Genomic DNA, 15,535 nt, shown 5'->3' on the forward strand with positions numbered 1-15,535 from the left:
ATCGTCAAGAACCTGCACGATGCCGCCATTGCCAAGATCCTGGAGCGCACGGGCGCCAAGGATGGCGACCTGATCTTCTTCGGCGCCGACAAGGAAAAGATCGTCAACGACGCGATCGGTGCGCTGCGCCTGAAGGTGGGCCATTCCGACTTCGGCAAGAAGGCCGGTCTGTTCGAGGACCGCTGGGCACCGCTGTGGGTGGTGGACTTCCCGATGTTCGAGTACGACGACGAGTCCGAGCGCTGGAACGCCGTGCACCATCCCTTCACGGCACCGAAGGATGGCCACGAGGACTTCATGGACACGGATCCGGGCAAGTGCATTGCCAAGGCCTATGACATGGTGCTCAACGGCTGGGAGCTGGGTGGTGGCTCGATCCGTATCCACCGTGCCGATGTGCAGTCCAAGGTGTTCAGTGCCCTGAACATCAGCGAAGAAGACGCCAAGGTCAAGTTCGGCTTCCTGCTGGATGCGCTGCAATATGGTGCGCCTCCGCACGGTGGTCTGGCCTTCGGTCTGGACCGTCTGGTGACCCTGATGACCAAAGCCGAGTCCATCCGCGACGTGATCGCATTCCCCAAGACGCAACGTGCCCAGTGTCTGCTGACGGGTGCTCCGTCCAACGTCGACGAGAAGCAATTGCGTGAGTTGCACATCCGCTTGCGCAATGTGGGTGTGGCGGCGCCGGCTCAGGGCTGATTTTCTGGTTGGCTCCTGTGCGTTGAAGTGAGAGCGCAGGGCTGGGTCGGCGGGAGCCTGTAGGCCGGGCTTCAAGTGGGTGGTCCCGCTGCGCGGGACTGCCTTGCGGTGCTCGACAGGAGGCAGCGTTGGCGAACTCGCTGCGCGCCCTTCGGGCTCTTCGCTCAAACAACGCCAACGAGTTTGAGCTTGATGCGTGCTGCGCACGCCTGCCTCCCGCCTGCGCGCCTCCAGCACCCACTCAGGCGCCCGTCCTACAGGCCCCCTCCGCCCTTGGTCGCCCTGCTGGTGGCATGCATAGGCCCCAGGGCTCGAGTCATGCGACGACTGGCGTGATCACACACAGCCATCGGCTCAACAAGCGCGTCACTGCTGGCATCGCTCATCGGTCTCGTCGCCCGCCACCAGTGGGGCGATGAAGGGCCGAGGGGGTCTCTGGCCGGGCGCCTCGGGGGCGCCGAGCAGCACAGTGTCGAGGTGGGCGCGCGCAGCGCGCTTCAACAACTGACTCGTCGGGGTTGTCTGAGCGGATCGCCTGCAGGGCGAGTAGCGAGTTCCCCGACGCCACCTCGACGCGAGCAGCGCAGGTGTGTCCCGCGACAGCGGGACCGCCCCCGTGAAGCCCGGCCAGAGGCCCCCTCGGCCCGCGCCCCACGCTGCCCCGACAAAACGCCAGAACCCCGTCATGCCACACTGTCGCCCATGAGCGATGCCAAGCCCCACAAGATCCCGCAGTCTGTCCTCGTCGTCATCCACACCCCCGAGCACGAGGTGCTGCTGATCGAACGCGCCCAGCAGCCTGGCTTCTGGCAGAGCGTGACCGGATCAAAGGACCACCAGGACGAACCCTGGCAGGCCACCGCCATCCGCGAAGTGCAGGAAGAAACCGGCATCACCGTCGGCTCGCCCGACATTCCGCTCGATGCCCTGCGTGACTGGGCCATCGAGAACATCTACGAGATCTATCCCGTCTGGCGCCACCGCTACGCCCCCGGCGTGACCCACAACACCGAGCGCGTGTTCGGGCTGTGCATCCCCCGCAGCACCCCCATCACCCTGGCCCCACGCGAACACACCGACTACCTGTGGTTGCCCTGGCAAGAAGCCGCCGACCGTTGTTTTTCACCATCGAACGCCGAGGCCATCCTGCAACTGCCACGATTTAGCGGGAACGAGAGGCGTTAACGACAGGTCTGCAAGCCAGAGGCTGGGGATATGCTTGAACCATCGCCGCCCATGCGGTGCTGAAGTACACAGGCTGCCGTGCACAATCCGCTTCACTCGTCACTGCTTCCTCCGTCGACGCTGTCGACCCGTGGTCTGAGAGTGGCCACCTACAACATCCACAAGGGTGTCCGTGGCGTGGGCCCCACCAAGCGACTGGAGATCCACAACCTGGGTCTGGCGGTCGAAGCGCTGGATGCCGACATCGTCTGCCTGCAGGAGGTGCGCCACTTCAATCATGCCGAAGCCCGCACCTTCTCGCACACCCAGTTCGGCCACTGGAGCTGGCCGGCCCAGCCACAGGCCGAGTTCCTGGCGCCAGAAGGCTATGACGTGGCCTACCGCACCAATGCCGTCACCCGCCATGGCGAGCACGGCAATGCCCTGCTCTCGCGCTGGCCCCTGGGCGACGTGGGTCACCATGATGTGTCCGACCACCGCTTCGAACAACGTGGCCTGCTGCATGTGCCCGTCAACTGGCGCGGCATCGAAGTGCATGTGGTGGTGGTGCACCTGGGCTTGATCAACGCCAGCCGGGTGCGCCAGACCGAACGCGTGGCCCATCTGGTGAGCCAGCACCTGCCAGCGCACGCGCCGGTGATCGTGGCCGGGGATTTCAATGACTGGAACGAGGCCCTGGACGACATCCTCGTGCCCGCCGGCCTGACCCGCGCCAGCACCCTGGACACCCCGCGCGCGGCCACCTTCCCTTCACGGGTGCCGGTGCTCGCGCTCGATCGCGTCTACACGCGGGGCCTGCACTGCCAGAACATCATGGTGCCAAGGGGTGGGGCCTGGGCTCGCATGTCCGACCACCTGCCACTGGTCGCCGAGTTCGAGCTGGGCGAGAGCGTCCACTCGGGACGCTGAGCCATCCGCCCGGCCGTCGATCGTGCACGATGCCCTTTGAAAACGATCCTCAACGAGCCCTGTCCCTGGCCTGGTATGCCCAGCGCAAGCCAGTGTTCACCGGGGGCAACCAGGTGCGCCTGTTGCGCGGTGCCACCGAGCTGTTCGCAGCCCAGATCCGGGCCATCGATGACGCGCAGCACAGTGTCTGGATGGCCACCTATCTGGTGTCCGACCAAGGCATGGCCACCCAGGTGCTGGAGGCCCTCGGCCGCGCTGCACAACGCGGCGTGGAAGTCCATCTGGTGGTCGATGGACTGGGGTCACGGCTGGTGCCGGCGTCGGTCTGGCTGGGCCTGCGTGACCGCGGGGTCCAGGTGGCCATCTACCGTCCGCTGGGGCGTCTGTGGACGGCCCTGTGGGACCGCTCGATCTGGCGGCGCATGCACGTCAAGCTGTGCGTGATTGATCAGGAGCTGGCCTTCACCGGGGGCATCAACCTCATCGACGATCACTACGATCTCAGCCACGGCTGGTCGAGTGAGCCTCGTCTGGACTACGCCGTGCAGTTCCGCGGGCCTGCCGTGACGCCGGCGCTGCACACCGCGCGGGCCATGTGGACACGGGCCATGCTGGGCCGGGACTGGCGGGACGATCTCTCGGACTGGGTGCGCGACCCTGCACGGTTGCGGCGGCTGCGCCAGCTCTGGCAGGAAGCACGGCTGCGCCTGACGCCTGCCGAGCACAGTCAGGTGGTCAGCAGCACGGGCGTGCGCCAGCCCATGCGGGCAGCCTTCGTGCTGCGGGACAATCTGCGCCAGCGCCGCACCATCGAACGCGCCGCTCAGCAGGCCATCCACCAGGCACGTGCCACGGTGGACATCGTCACCCCTTATTTCTATCCCGGTCGGGCCCTGCGCCGGGCCTTGCGGCAAGCCGCCGGGCGGGGCGTGCGGGTGCGCCTGCTGCTGCAGGGCAAGGTGGACTACCCCATCGCCGGCCTGGCCGCCCGCGTGCTGTATGGCGAGCTGCAGCAGCATGGAGTGCGCATCTTTGAGTACCACACGGCCTGGCTGCATGCCAAGGTGCTGTGTGTGGACGGCGAATGGGCCACCGTGGGCTCGTCCAATCTGGACCCTCTGTCTCTGCTGCTCAACCTGGAAGCCAATCTGATCGTGCGTGACCGGGGCTTTGCCCACACGGTCAACCAGGCCCTGAGCCAGGATTTCTCGCGCAGCCGGGAAGTCCCCCCACCCGTGTTCGGCTCGACGGTCTCGTCCCGATCACGCCTCACGCGGGCCTTCGTGGCCTGGTGTGCCAAGACCTATCTGCGCCTGGCCGGCATCGTGCGTCGCTATTGAGGCAGCGACCAGCCTTGCCCGTAGGCCGGCGCCTGGGGCCAGTCGGCGGCCGACCGCGGCAGGTGGTCGGGGCCATGCTGATGGTGCCAGCGTCGGCACAGCATCCAGCCGCCATGGGCCACCACCGCGCAGCCCGGCACGGGCGGCACCCAGGCGGCCACCCGCTGCAGCATCTGGCGCAGGCTTTCGCCACCACCGGGCGCGTGGTCGACAAAGTCATCACCCCAGGCCTGGACCTCGTCCCAGGGAATGTCGCACCAGGCACGCCCATCCCAACGCCCGAAATCCATCTCACACAGCGCAGGATCCACATGGTGCGCCCACCCCCGGCGACGCAGGCAGCGGCCCACGGCCTGGCAACGCCACAGGGTCGATGTGCACACCACCCGAGGCATGCCATGCCGACGGGCGTGGCGCTCGATGCGCCTGGCCAGGCGCCGCACCTTGCGCGGGTCCACCCGCACATCGCTGCGGCCAATACAGCGCCCCGCCACACCGTCAGGGCGAGGGTGCCGCCAGGCCAGCACGGGCGCCATCATGCTGGCCATCACCACTGCACCCAGGTCACGGGATGCACCACCGCCAGCCAGGCCAGCAGGCCCGCCAGCTCGCTGAGCTGCTGGCTGGCGCCCAGGGTGTCGCCGGTGTAGCCACCCAGCCGCGTGTTCAGCCAGCGTCGACACAGCAGCAGGCTCAGCACGGTAGCACCTGTACCCCAGGCCAGCGCCCTCAGCAAGGTCTCCACTGGCCAACCCACATGCATGATCCAGGCGATCAAGCCCAGGGTCAGCAGAGCCCACACCAGGGTGGCCACCAGCGTGCCGGACCAGCTCACCTGGGTGGACATGGGTTTGGCCTTGGCATGCTCGATGTCACCGGCATAGGGCAGCAGGCGGATCAACCAGACCGGCACCAGACGTGAGCTGACATGGCACCACCCCAGCGCCATCACGGTCCAGCCCAGCAAGACCTGGTGAACGTGGCTGAGTTGTGCCTGATTGAGCTCATGGAGCTGGGGCCCCACCAGCGCACTGAGGACCGCCGCCTTGAGGCCCAGCATCAGGATCAGGCCCACCGAGCCGTAGCTGCCGATGCGCGAGTCCTTCATGATGAGCAGGGCTCGCTCACGGCTGACATGGCCGCCCAGGGCATCGCAGGTGTCGGCCCAGCCGTCTTCATGGAAGGCGCCGGTCACCCAGATCGAGGCGACCATGCTCAGCATCACCGCCACCAGCGGTGGCCACCACAGACTGGCTGCCAGCAGCACCACCGAAGCCAGTGCGCCCACGACCGCACCCACCAGGGGGTAATAGCGTGCACTCTGATGCATCCACTCGGGCTGATACCCCACCCAGGCCGGCACCGGCAAGCGGGTGAAGAACTGCAAGGCCGTGAAGAACAGCCTCAGCTCCAGCACGAGTCGGGCCCGGGCGCCTTGCAGGAGGCCCATGGACTCAGCTCACCTGCTGGCTGACGCCAGCGGACTCGAAGCTGGCCATCTCGCACAGGATGCGGCAGGCCGACTCGATCAGGGGCCAGGCCAGGGCCGCGCCCGAGCCTTCGCCCAGACGCATCTGCCAGGTCAGCAGGGGCTGGGCCTGGAGATGCCGCAGCAGCTTCTCGTGCCCTGGCTCGCCCGACTGGTGCGCAAACACACAGCGCTGGAGCACATGAGGCTGCAGCGCATGCGCCACCAGCAGCGCGCTGCCCACGATGAAGCCATCGACCACGATCACGCGGCGCTCCTGTGCCGCCTGCAACATGGCTCCCACCATCATGGCGATCTCGAAGCCCCCCAGGGCCGCGAGGGCCGCCAAGGGCGTGCGCGCATCCGCGTGGCGGGTCAGCACCTGTTGCAGGATGCCCTGCTTGCGTTGCAAGCCCTCATCATCCAGGCCGGTCCCCCGCCCTGTCACGGATTCGATGGGCAGCCCGGTCAGCCGCGACAGCAGCATGGACGCCGCCGAGGTGTTGCCGATGCCCATCTCGCCGAACAAGATGGCATTGCCAGGCAGACTGCGCACCACCTCACGCCCTTGCTGGATCGCCCGCTCGCAATCCTGGTCGCTCATGGCGGGCCCGTCCAGGCTGTCAGCCGTGCCCAGCCCGATCTTGCGGATCTGCAAGCCAGCCTGGGGCTCGAAGTCATGCCGCACCCCCGCATCCACCACGGTCAGGCTCAGCCCATGCTGCCGGGCCAGCACACCGACCGCCGCGCCACCGGACAGGAAGTTGTGCACCATTTGCCAGGTCACATCGCCCGGATAGGCCGACACCCCACGTGCCGCCAGGCCGTGGTCGGCCGCAAACACCACCATCTGGGGTTGCTGCAACCGGGGCGCCGTGCTGCCCAGGATCTGGCCCAGCTTCAGCGCCAGGCCTTCCAGGACGCCCAGGGCCCCCAGAGGTTTGGTCTTGTGGTCCAGCGTGTGCTGCAACTGGCGGGTCAAGGCCTCATTGCGCAGATCATCCAGGGCCATCGATTCAGTCATGGCTTCGTCCTTGAAAACATCCATCAGGCGAGTTGTGCAGCAAGCCCTGCAATACACCCGGCGAAAAGCGGGCATCGATCAGATCGGCCAGGCCGTCCATCACTTCATCCAGCGTGCGTGTCTGAGCCCCGAACAGGGCCTGCACCACGCGGGGGTCTTCGAGCAGGCCATGCGCGTACAGGCCCAGCACCGAGCCTTGTCGCCAGCCCAGCGCCTCGCCCTGTTCATTGAGCAGCACCGCCTGGGTGTCCGCACCGTGCGCACTCACGGTCGTGCGGCCATGGTGAATCTCGTAGGCGTCAAAAGCCACACCCGCCAAGGCCTGCCAGGGGCCCAGGTCATCGCTGAAGCGGGTCTGGGTGAGCTGCAAGGTCTTGTCCAAATCGAAGGTGGTCTCCAGCGCCAGCAGGCCCAGTCCCGTCGTGTCCGGCACCTCGCTTTCAACCCCGTGGGGATCCAGGATGCGCTCCCCCAGCATCTGCAGGCCGCCGCAGATGCCCAGCACCCGTCGACCCTGCCTCGCGTGGGCCAGCACCGCCAGATCCAGGCCCTGAGCGCGCAGCCAGGCCAGATCACTGGTGGTGTGTTTGGAGCCTGGCAGGATCACCCAGTCCACATCAATCAGATCGCGGGCCTGCCGGGCCCAGACCAGGCGCACATGGGGCCACTGGCGCAGGCCCTGGAACTCGTCGAGGTTGCTGATGCGCGGCGGCGCCAGCACCGCGACCCGCAGGACCTGATCGACAGGGGCCTCCACGGCCATGGCCTCATCGTGCAGGCCGTCCTCTTCGGGCAGGCCATGCCCCCGCCTCATGGGGATCACCGCCACGGTCGGCACCCCCGTCAGCGCCTGCAACTGCTCGGGACCGGGGGCCAGCAAGCGCTCGTCGCCACGGAATCGATTGAGCACGAAGCCCCGGATCAGGCGACGTTCGTCTGGAGGCAAGAGCTGATGGGTGCCGAACAGGTGCGCAAAGGCCCCTCCCCGATCGATGTCGGTCACGAGCAGGCAGGCTGCATTGACATGCAGCGCCGTGCGCATGTTGACGAAATCGCAGTGTTGCAGATTGATCTCGGCGGGCGAGCCGGCCCCCTCGATCACCACCACATCGAACTCGGCCATCAGTTCGTCCAGGGCCGCACGGGCGTGGGGCCAGAGCTGCTCGCTGCGCTCACGCCACGGCATGGCACCGTAGTCGCGCCGCACCTGCCCCATGACGACCACCTGGCTGGCGGTGTCGCTCTCGGGCTTGAGCAGCACGGGGTTCATGCGCACATCCGGCCGCACGCGCGCCGCCACGGCCTGAAAATATTGCGCAGAGCCGATCTCGCCCGGCAAGCCCTGGGGGCCGGGCACCACCCGCGCGTTGTTGCTCATGTTCTGCGCTTTGAACGGCGCCACACGCAGCCCCTGGCGGGCGTACCAGCGGCACAAAGCGGTGGCCAGCCAGCTCTTGCCCGCGCCACTCGTGGTGCCCAGCACCATGACGGCACGTGCGCGGGTGGCCATGCTCATCAGTCCTCGATGCCGCGCTGCGCCGGGATGCCGGCCTCGTAGGCGTGCTTGACCTTGCACACCTCGCTCACGGTGTCGGCGATCGCCACGATCTCGGCAGGGCAATCGCGCCCGGTGATCACCACATGCACCTCGCGTGGTCGATGTTTCAGCGTCTGAACCACCTCGTCCAGGGGCACCCAGCCGTAGATCAGCGGGTAGGTCATCTCATCGAGCACCACCAGAAAATACTCACCACTGGTGATGGCCTGCGCCGCGCGGGCCCAGCCCTGACGGGCCAGCTCGGCCGAGTGTTCCAGATCCTTGCTCTTCCAGCTGAAGCCGTCGCCCAGCCCCTCGATGGGGATGCCCAGTTTCTCGAAGGTGCGGTGTTCACCGAAGCGTGCGCTGGGCACCTTCATGAACTGGTAGATCTTGACCGGCTTGCCACGGCCATGCGCGCGCAAGGCCAGGCCGAAGGCGGCCGTGCTCTTGCCTTTGCCGTCGCCGGTGTTGACGATGAGCAGGCCGCGCCGCTCGGCATGCTCGCGCTGCTGGGGCGCTTCGGTCGGTGGGTTTTGAATGTCCATGGTGATGCAGTATCCGTTCAAAGGCAAGGCACGGCGGTCCATTGGCCGTTGACACGGCTGATGGCAAGCGCCTGATCGAAGATGTGTTCAATGGCACGGTGGACCCGCTCGTCGTCGCGTGAGCCTTCGGCCACGACGCGCCCGGCCTGAATGACAAGTAGGCGATCGGCGCACAGGGCCAGGGGCAATTCATGCAGGACACTCACCACGCAACGCCCCAGCGCCGCCTCGCGCTGGAGCACGCGGGCGATCAGGCGTTGATGGGGCGCATCCAGATGCGAGACGGGCTCGTCCAGCAGCAGCACGGGGGCCTGCACGGCCAGCGCGCGCGCCAGGCTCACCCGCTGGCGCTCGCCGCCGGACAGGGCCCCCAAGGCACGCTGAGCCGCCCAGCTCATGTCGGTGTCCTGCAAGGCCTGGGCAATGGCCTGACGGTCGGCCACCGAATCCCGGGGCCAGCCCAGCCAGCCCTGGTGCGGCAGCCGGCCCAGGGCCACGGTGTCCTCGACGCTCATGGCCTCGTCGCCCGCCGGGTTCTGCCCCAGCCAGGCGCAGCGAGGCAGGCGAGCGCCCAGCAGACCGGGCGCCGCGGCCTCGTCGCACCAGCGCACCTGGCCCGAAGCCGGACGGGTCAGGCCCGCCAGGCAACGCAGGAGGGTCGACTTGCCGGCGCCATTGGGCCCCACGATGGCCAGCCATTGCCCACCCCGCAGAGACAGGTTCAGGCCCTGAAGCACCTGTTGCGACCCCAGGCGCACCGACAGGTCGTGCACCTCGGCCATGAGCGGCATGCGGAACGCAGCGTTCATGGCAGCCTCCGGTGCAACACGAGCAGCAGGTAGACCCCACCCAGCACGGCAGTGAGCACCCCGACCGGCAACTCCTGGGGCGCCAGCAGCCAGCGGGCCATCACATCGGCCGCCATCAACAGCACGGCCCCCATCAGGCTGGCACCGAGCAAGAGTTGGCGATGGCTGGCGCCCACCCAGGGCCGCACCAGATGAGGTGACACCAAGCCGACAAACGCCACCAGCCCGGCCTGCGCCACAGCAGCGGCCGTGGCCAGAGCCATCACGGCCACCAGAGCGAACCGGGTCAGACCCAGTGGCACGCCCAGGGTCCGTGCCGTGTCCTCGCCCAGGCTCAGGGCGTCGAGCACACGTGCCAGCAACAACCCGACAGGCAAGCTCACAGACAGCACCAAAGCCATCACACCGCAGGCCTGCCAGCCCAGCAGGGCCGTGTTGCCCAGCATGAAGGCCTGCATCACACGCCAGGCCTCGCCCGACCACACCATCAGCAACTGCGTCAAAGCCCCCAGCACCACGCCGACCACCACTCCCGACAGCAACAGGCGCATGGTGTGCACCGCGCCGCGCGCCAGCAACAAGGTCAGCCCGACCCCCGCGAGCGCGCCGACAAACGCCGCACCGGTCAGCCCGACGCGGGCCCACCAGCCCTCGGCGACCATCCAGGGCAGGCCCACCGTCAACAAGACCGCCATGCACAGCCCGGCCCCTGCCGAGCTGCCCAGCAAATAAGGTTCGGCCAGCGGGTTGCGAAACAGGCCCTGAGCCACGGCCCCCGCCAGCCCCAGCAAGGCACCGACCAGGCCCGCCCCCACCGTGCGCGGTGCCCGGATGCCCCACAGGATCTCGGCCGCCATCGGGTCGCTCGTGGCGCCCCCCATGGTCCAGGGTGACTGCCAGCCAGTGCTGCCCACGCCCAGTCCCAGCACCCCCAACAGCAGTGCCACAACCACACACAGGCCCCAGATCCAGGGGCGACTCATCGCTCACGCTCCACCAGACTCAGGCACTGCGCCAGCACACGCGCCGCCTGCCCCAGGCGGGGCCCGGGGCGCGCCAGCACATCGACCTGCACGGGGCTCAAGGCACACACCCGCCGATGACGCAGGGCCGACATGCCAGCCCAACCTGGACGTTGCGCCAGGGACGCCGCATCCTGGGCGGACACCATGATCAGATCAGGATCGGCCTTGACGACAAACTCGGGATTCAACTTGGGAAAAGGCCCCAGCGAGGCCGGCACCACATTGCGCGCACCCAGCTGTGTCAGCAATTGCCCGATGAAGGAAGACTCACCCGCCGCAAAAGGCGTGCTGCTGACCTCGAAATAAACGCGGGCGCCGGAGCCACGCCCACCCAGCAGGGTTTTGGCCGAGGCAATCTCAGCCTGCAGGGCCGTCCAGCGCTGCGCCGCGCGTTCAGGCTGCCCCAGCAGGATCGCGACATGTGCCATCACACGCTGCATCTCATGCACATCGCGGGCATCGAATTCGGCCACGGTCAGACCCAGGCCGCGTAAACGCTGCGCCAGGCGCGAGGCGGGTGCCACCAGGACCAGATCCGGACGCTGCGCCACGATCATCTCCACATTCGGATCATCCAGCCCACCCAGCTTGGGCAAGCCACGCACGCGCTCGGGCCAGTTGGACCAGCGATCGGTGGCCACGATGCGCTCGCAGGCCCCTAGGTCACACACGGTCTCGGTCAGAGATGGCAGAAGCGACACGATGCGCACCGGCGGCCTGGACAGAGTGACCACGCCTCCCCGGTCATCGACCAGGCGCACTGGGCCCGCATGAGCTACGCCACCCACCCCTGCCCACACACCCAGACACATCCACCACCACAGGGCCCACACACGCGCCGCCGTCATGCCCACCGCTCCACCAACTGAGTGAAGGGTTGACCGGCCACCATCCAGGTGATCCGCTCACAGCGCTGGGTGACCTCCTGATGGAGCCGTCCCAGCTCGTCCACGAAGGCACGCACATCGGCCCCCATGGGGATCACCCCCAGACCGATCTCGTTGGAAATCAGGATCACCGGTCCCGGGGCCTGGGCCAATGCGGCCAGCAGGTCCAGCCGGAGCGCCTGCACATCATGCTCGGACCCCATGATCTGAGTCCACCACAGGGTGAGGCAATCGATCAGCAAGAGGCGGTTTGGAGACGACAAGGCACGCACCGCGGCCCCCAGATGCAGCCCCTCTTCATGGGTCTCGAAGCTCGCCGGACGATCGTGCCGGTGCCGCTCGATGCGCTGGTGCATCTCCTCGTCGCCGGCCTGAGCGGTGGCCACCACCGTGACCGACCGCCCGGCCGATGAGGCCAGCCACCTCAAGGCCAGACGCTCGGCATGCCTGGACTTGCCGCTGCGCTGACCGCCGATGATGACGTGGTGGCCATTCATGGTCAGAACTGACGCGTCACGGCCAGCTTGATGGCACGCCCCGCGAAGGGATAGACATCCCCCCCCGCGCAGCTGTAGGCGTAGTTGTAGCCTTGCTCGTCACTCAGGTTCGTGCCAGACACTGCCACGGTCCACCCCTGGGCCGTCCACGCATAACGCGCATCCAGCAAGGTCGACTCGGGGATGCGTCGACCGCACTGGTTGTTGGTGTCCTGCCCGAAACGCATGGACGCCGCGTACTGCACGCCCACATCCACCGAGTGCTGCGCGTTGAACTGATAGGCCGCGCGCACCGTGGCCGTGCGGGGCGCCACCAGCACCATTTCCTTGCCGGCCTGCGGCCCGCTGCGGTACTTCGCTGACAGCTGCTGCCAGGTCGCCGACAGCGTCAGTGCCGTCACCGGACTCCAGCGCCCTTCCAGCTCCACGCCACGGCGCCGTGTCGGGTCGATGTTCGCATTGGCAAACACCATGCCGCCCACGAACGCGATCTCATCCACCGTCGATTGCGTGAACCAGCGCAGTGTGGCCGCATCGCGCCCCTGCGCCCACTTCAGGCCCAGCTCCTTGTCCTGGTTGCGCTGAGGCCGCAGAGGCCCCAGGGAGGGCGTCAGGCGGTTCTCATCCACATTGGGTAAGCGATATGAGGCTGCCACGCGGCCATACAGATCCCAGCCCTTGGCCAGCGTCTGATTGACGCCCAGCTCGCGCCCCCTGACCACATCACGGCGCGCGTACTGCACCGGCGAGTCATACCCTGCGCCGGGATAGTCGCCTTCCTTGGTGACCCGCTCCTCGCGCCAGCCCAGCATGATCCGTGTCCCGCTGGCCACCGAGAGGTCGCTGTGCACGAACCAGGCCGTATTGTCCTGACGGGCCGTCTCCTGCCCATTGGCGACGTTCTTGTCGAACGTCCAGCGTTGTCTCTCATGACCCAGCACCGTCACGGCCTTGAGCTGGCCCAGGTCCGCGCGATGAACCAGTCGCGGCGACACCTGCGTCTGCGTGCTACTGGCGCTGGTCAGATCCGCGCCCCAGGAAACATAGCGGTAGCTTGAATCACGCTCGCGCCGACCCAGGTCGATCTGGGCCAGCCAGGTCCCCCAATCCCGCTCGGCATGGAAGGCATAACGGGTTTCACGCCAGGACGAGAAATCGTCCGGTGTCATTGTTTGACGCGGATCGGCTGCGAACTGCGTCAGCGACAGACTGCCGGGCAGGCGGGCGTCCTGATCCTCATGTTGCACGTGCGCGCGCACCCGCCAGCCATCGCGCTGCCACTGCGCGCCCAGGCTGGCCACATCCTGACCGTAGTCGCTGTTGTCGCGATAGCCGTCGGAGCGGGTGCGCAGCAAAGAGCCATCGAGCGTCCAGGCATCGTCCAGCGCCCATTGCCCACTGGCCTGAAGCTGATGTCCGCCAAAGCTTTCAGCGGCCGCCATCCAGCGCCCGCGTGTCTGCCCGCTCTGGGCACGCTTGAGGATCACGTGGATGACCCCCGCAGAGGCCCCTTCGCCCCACATCACGCTGTGGCCGCCCCGGACGATTTCGATGCGCTCGATCTGATCCAGAGGAATCGCCGACAGACGGGCGGAGGCCATCTCGTTTTCACTGACACGGATGCCATCCACCACCACCACCATATTGGATCCGGCGGTCTCGCCGTACCCGCGCAGATCCAGGGCGTTTTCACGCCCGTTGTACAGATCGCTTTTGCTGGCCACGCCACCGAGCTTGCGGATGGCCTCATTGGCATCGGCCACCCCCGCGCTTTCCATCTGCTCTGCGCTGATGACCGTGGCACCCACAGGCGCCGTCTGCAGAGGTCTGGCCACGCGGCTGGCCGTGACGATCACAGGCTCGAGCATCTGCTCGGCATGCGAGGGCATGGACACGCCAGCCACCAACGCCAATACCGCACCGGTGACAGACCGGCGCGCCCCAGGTGCCTGAGGCACCGAGTTCAAGAACAACATGTTGAGAGTCACACAAACAGGTGCCCCGGCCAGCTTCCCCGCAGGCCATGGGCGATATGACGTGAGCACACGCTCGCGCGGTGCACGTCCCCTGTTGGCCGGTATCCGGGCTGGGCGATGCGACTTGCGAGACCTTCCCAGGGCTCAAGGCACCCAGTGGCTGAGAACGCAAGCGAAGCTCTTCGAGCTTGATCGCCGACCGTTGCGGGGGCAGCGCAAGTCAGGCTGGCACCGGTGGTGCGTCAGACCCTCTTGCTTCCCGTTTAACCACGCCGGACGAACCCCGGCGCGAGCACCAACGGCGACCATTGTATCGGGCCTACAATGGACATTCCGCCTACCGAGGCCACCCACGGGAGCGAGGGCACCCCCTCATGTCCAGGATCGAAGACCTGACCGAGCGCGTCGAGCGCCTGTTGCTGCGCCACGAAGAACTCCAGCGCACCAACACCTTGCTGCAACAGCAGCTCCATGTGATCACACAGGAGCGCGACTCCCTGCGCGCCCGCCTGTCGGCCGCGCGTTCGCGCATCGACACCCTGATCGACAAGCTGCCCGCCCCCGTCACCAGCGGTGACGCGCCCCCCGATCACCTGCCGCAGGACTGAGCCAGGCCATGAAGCAAATCGAAGTGTCCATCATGGGTCAGAGCTATCTGCTGGGGTGCCCCGAGGGCGGTGAGCAGCAACTGCGCCACGCCGTCTCCCACGTTGATCGCGAAATGTGCGCCATCCGGGACTCCGGCAAGCTCAAGGCGCGCGAGCGCATCGCCGTGCTGGCCGCCTTGAACCTGGCGTTTGAACTGGCGGCCGTGCCAGAGCAGGCGCGTGTCGCCTCCGGCGCACAGGCTGACCACGAACAGGGCTCGCACAAGCTGTCGCCCGAGTACATGAACAGCCTCATCCAGCGCGTGGATGCTGCCTTGAACCAGGACGGCCACCTGCTGTGATGGCGGGGCGACCACAAGGCAGGCCCATCTGCGAACTAAAGCCTCAAGCGCCACACAGCTTGTCGCATCACAGGCCCCTCCCGGCGCTACAATGAAATTGTTCGTCGCGTTCGCGGAAGCCTATATTTCCTTGAACCGATGCTCATAGAGCCAGGGCTTGGAACATTGCTGTGCTGGTGTGATCGTCTCGCGTCAGATGAACCCGAAGTACCGCTGACCTCGCCCACCTGAATCCCCTGGGTTCAGGAGTGCGGTGACTGGTGCGCGACGAACACCTGATGCCCATGCAAAAGGGCCCGCAGCCGATGGCGCGGGCCCTTTTCTTTGGTTCTTCGCGGAATGTCGGGGCCGCTGTTCATGCATCGAGCATCTCTTTATTTCGGTGCAGCGCGGGGCGCGGGGTGAAGGGGCACGCGGCCACGTGCCCCTTCACCCCTTTGATCGCCCCGCTGGTGGCCTGCGTGGACGTCCTGGCATGCCATGGTCGCTGCGCTTTCGCAACCAGGGTCGAACAACACACAGGCCTTCGTGCTGATCGCTCCCAACACATTCATCCGCCGCCCTGAATTTCACTTTCAAAGCGCTTGAGCCGTGCCCCGTGACGGTCTCGGCATACCACCAGCGGGGCGAAGAAGGGCTGAGCCGGCTTTCGGGAGGGCGCCTTGTGGGTGCCGAGGAGCGC

16 protein-coding genes and 1 riboswitch are annotated in these 15,535 nt (G+C 67.0%); of the genes, 6 read left to right on the plus strand and 10 right to left on the minus strand.

Annotated features, from left to right (window positions below; translation table 11 throughout):
* The 4 genes from VFW84_RS12300 to clsB form a co-directional block, all read left to right on the plus strand.
* On the plus strand, positions 1 to 699 hold a 699-nt coding region (locus tag VFW84_RS12300), incomplete at its 5' end, for an amino acid--tRNA ligase-related protein (RefSeq protein ID WP_329680751.1).
* A gap of 702 nt (positions 700 to 1,401) precedes the next feature.
* Positions 1,402 to 1,884 (plus strand): dihydroneopterin triphosphate diphosphatase, encoded by a 483-nt coding sequence (gene nudB / locus VFW84_RS12305; RefSeq protein ID WP_329680752.1) that lies wholly within the window; start codon positions 1,402 to 1,404, stop codon positions 1,882 to 1,884.
* A gap of 135 nt (positions 1,885 to 2,019) precedes the next feature.
* Entirely contained in the window at positions 2,020 to 2,793 is a 774-nt protein-coding gene (locus tag VFW84_RS12310) for an endonuclease/exonuclease/phosphatase family protein (protein WP_414638973.1), read from the plus strand.
* A gap of 29 nt (positions 2,794 to 2,822) precedes the next feature.
* Positions 2,823 to 4,133, plus strand: a complete 1,311-nt coding sequence (gene clsB / locus VFW84_RS12315; protein WP_329680754.1) for a cardiolipin synthase ClsB — start codon at positions 2,823 to 2,825, stop codon at positions 4,131 to 4,133.
* Here the strand turns inward: clsB and VFW84_RS12320 are convergent.
* The 10 genes from VFW84_RS12320 to VFW84_RS12365 are packed head-to-tail and all read right to left on the minus strand — an operon-like array spanning position 4,127 to position 13,904.
* Positions 4,127 to 4,681: a histidine phosphatase family protein gene (locus VFW84_RS12320; protein ID WP_329680755.1), complete on the minus strand. Its 555-nt coding sequence runs from the start codon at positions 4,679 to 4,681 to the stop codon at positions 4,127 to 4,129. The two genes, clsB and VFW84_RS12320, sit on opposite strands and share 7 nt — an antisense overlap.
* Positions 4,681 to 5,583: an adenosylcobinamide-GDP ribazoletransferase gene (locus tag VFW84_RS12325; RefSeq protein WP_329680756.1), complete on the minus strand. Its 903-nt coding sequence runs from the start codon at positions 5,581 to 5,583 to the stop codon at positions 4,681 to 4,683. Before VFW84_RS12325 ends, VFW84_RS12320 begins: the two co-directional genes overlap by 1 nt.
* Positions 5,584 to 5,587: 4 nt before the next feature.
* A complete protein-coding gene (gene cobT / locus VFW84_RS12330; protein WP_329680757.1) occupies positions 5,588 to 6,625 on the minus strand; it encodes a nicotinate-nucleotide--dimethylbenzimidazole phosphoribosyltransferase in 1,038 nt (345 codons plus the stop codon).
* Positions 6,618 to 8,141, minus strand: a complete 1,524-nt coding sequence (locus VFW84_RS12335; protein ID WP_329680758.1) for a cobyric acid synthase — start codon at positions 8,139 to 8,141, stop codon at positions 6,618 to 6,620. Before VFW84_RS12335 ends, cobT begins: the two co-directional genes overlap by 8 nt.
* The gene (gene cobO, locus VFW84_RS12340) at positions 8,141 to 8,710 is read right to left on the minus strand and encodes a cob(I)yrinic acid a,c-diamide adenosyltransferase (RefSeq protein ID WP_329680759.1); all 570 of its coding nucleotides are present in this window, start codon (positions 8,708 to 8,710) and stop codon (positions 8,141 to 8,143) included. The genes VFW84_RS12335 and cobO overlap by 1 nt, the downstream gene beginning before the upstream one ends.
* A 17-nt stretch (positions 8,711 to 8,727) precedes the next feature.
* Positions 8,728 to 9,519, minus strand: a complete 792-nt coding sequence (locus VFW84_RS12345; RefSeq protein WP_329680760.1) for an ABC transporter ATP-binding protein — start codon at positions 9,517 to 9,519, stop codon at positions 8,728 to 8,730.
* Positions 9,516 to 10,502 (minus strand): iron ABC transporter permease, encoded by a 987-nt coding sequence (locus tag VFW84_RS12350; RefSeq protein ID WP_329680761.1) that lies wholly within the window; start codon positions 10,500 to 10,502, stop codon positions 9,516 to 9,518. Before VFW84_RS12350 ends, VFW84_RS12345 begins: the two co-directional genes overlap by 4 nt.
* The gene (locus tag VFW84_RS12355; protein WP_329680762.1) at positions 10,499 to 11,392 is read right to left on the minus strand and encodes a helical backbone metal receptor; all 894 of its coding nucleotides are present in this window, start codon (positions 11,390 to 11,392) and stop codon (positions 10,499 to 10,501) included. Before VFW84_RS12355 ends, VFW84_RS12350 begins: the two co-directional genes overlap by 4 nt.
* Complete coding sequence (gene cobU, locus VFW84_RS12360; protein WP_329680763.1) at positions 11,389 to 11,928, minus strand: bifunctional adenosylcobinamide kinase/adenosylcobinamide-phosphate guanylyltransferase; 540 nt, start codon at positions 11,926 to 11,928, stop codon at positions 11,389 to 11,391. Before cobU ends, VFW84_RS12355 begins: the two co-directional genes overlap by 4 nt.
* Before the next feature lie 2 nt (positions 11,929 to 11,930).
* Positions 11,931 to 13,904: a TonB-dependent receptor gene (locus VFW84_RS12365; protein ID WP_329680764.1), complete on the minus strand. Its 1,974-nt coding sequence runs from the start codon at positions 13,902 to 13,904 to the stop codon at positions 11,931 to 11,933.
* 79 nt (positions 13,905 to 13,983) lie between these two features.
* A riboswitch (cobalamin riboswitch) is annotated at positions 13,984 to 14,219 on the minus strand.
* 59 nt (positions 14,220 to 14,278) lie between these two features.
* Between VFW84_RS12365 and VFW84_RS12370 the strand changes: the two genes are divergently transcribed.
* Positions 14,279 to 14,512: a cell division protein ZapB gene (locus VFW84_RS12370; RefSeq protein ID WP_329680765.1), complete on the plus strand. Its 234-nt coding sequence runs from the start codon at positions 14,279 to 14,281 to the stop codon at positions 14,510 to 14,512.
* 8 nt (positions 14,513 to 14,520) lie between these two features.
* Positions 14,521 to 14,853: a cell division protein ZapA gene (locus tag VFW84_RS12375; protein ID WP_329680766.1), complete on the plus strand. Its 333-nt coding sequence runs from the start codon at positions 14,521 to 14,523 to the stop codon at positions 14,851 to 14,853.
* The last annotated feature ends 682 nt before the right edge of the window (positions 14,854 to 15,535 follow it).

This window comes from Aquabacterium sp. (assembly GCF_036279655.1).
Lineage (GTDB): Bacteria > Pseudomonadota > Gammaproteobacteria > Burkholderiales > Burkholderiaceae_C > Aquabacterium.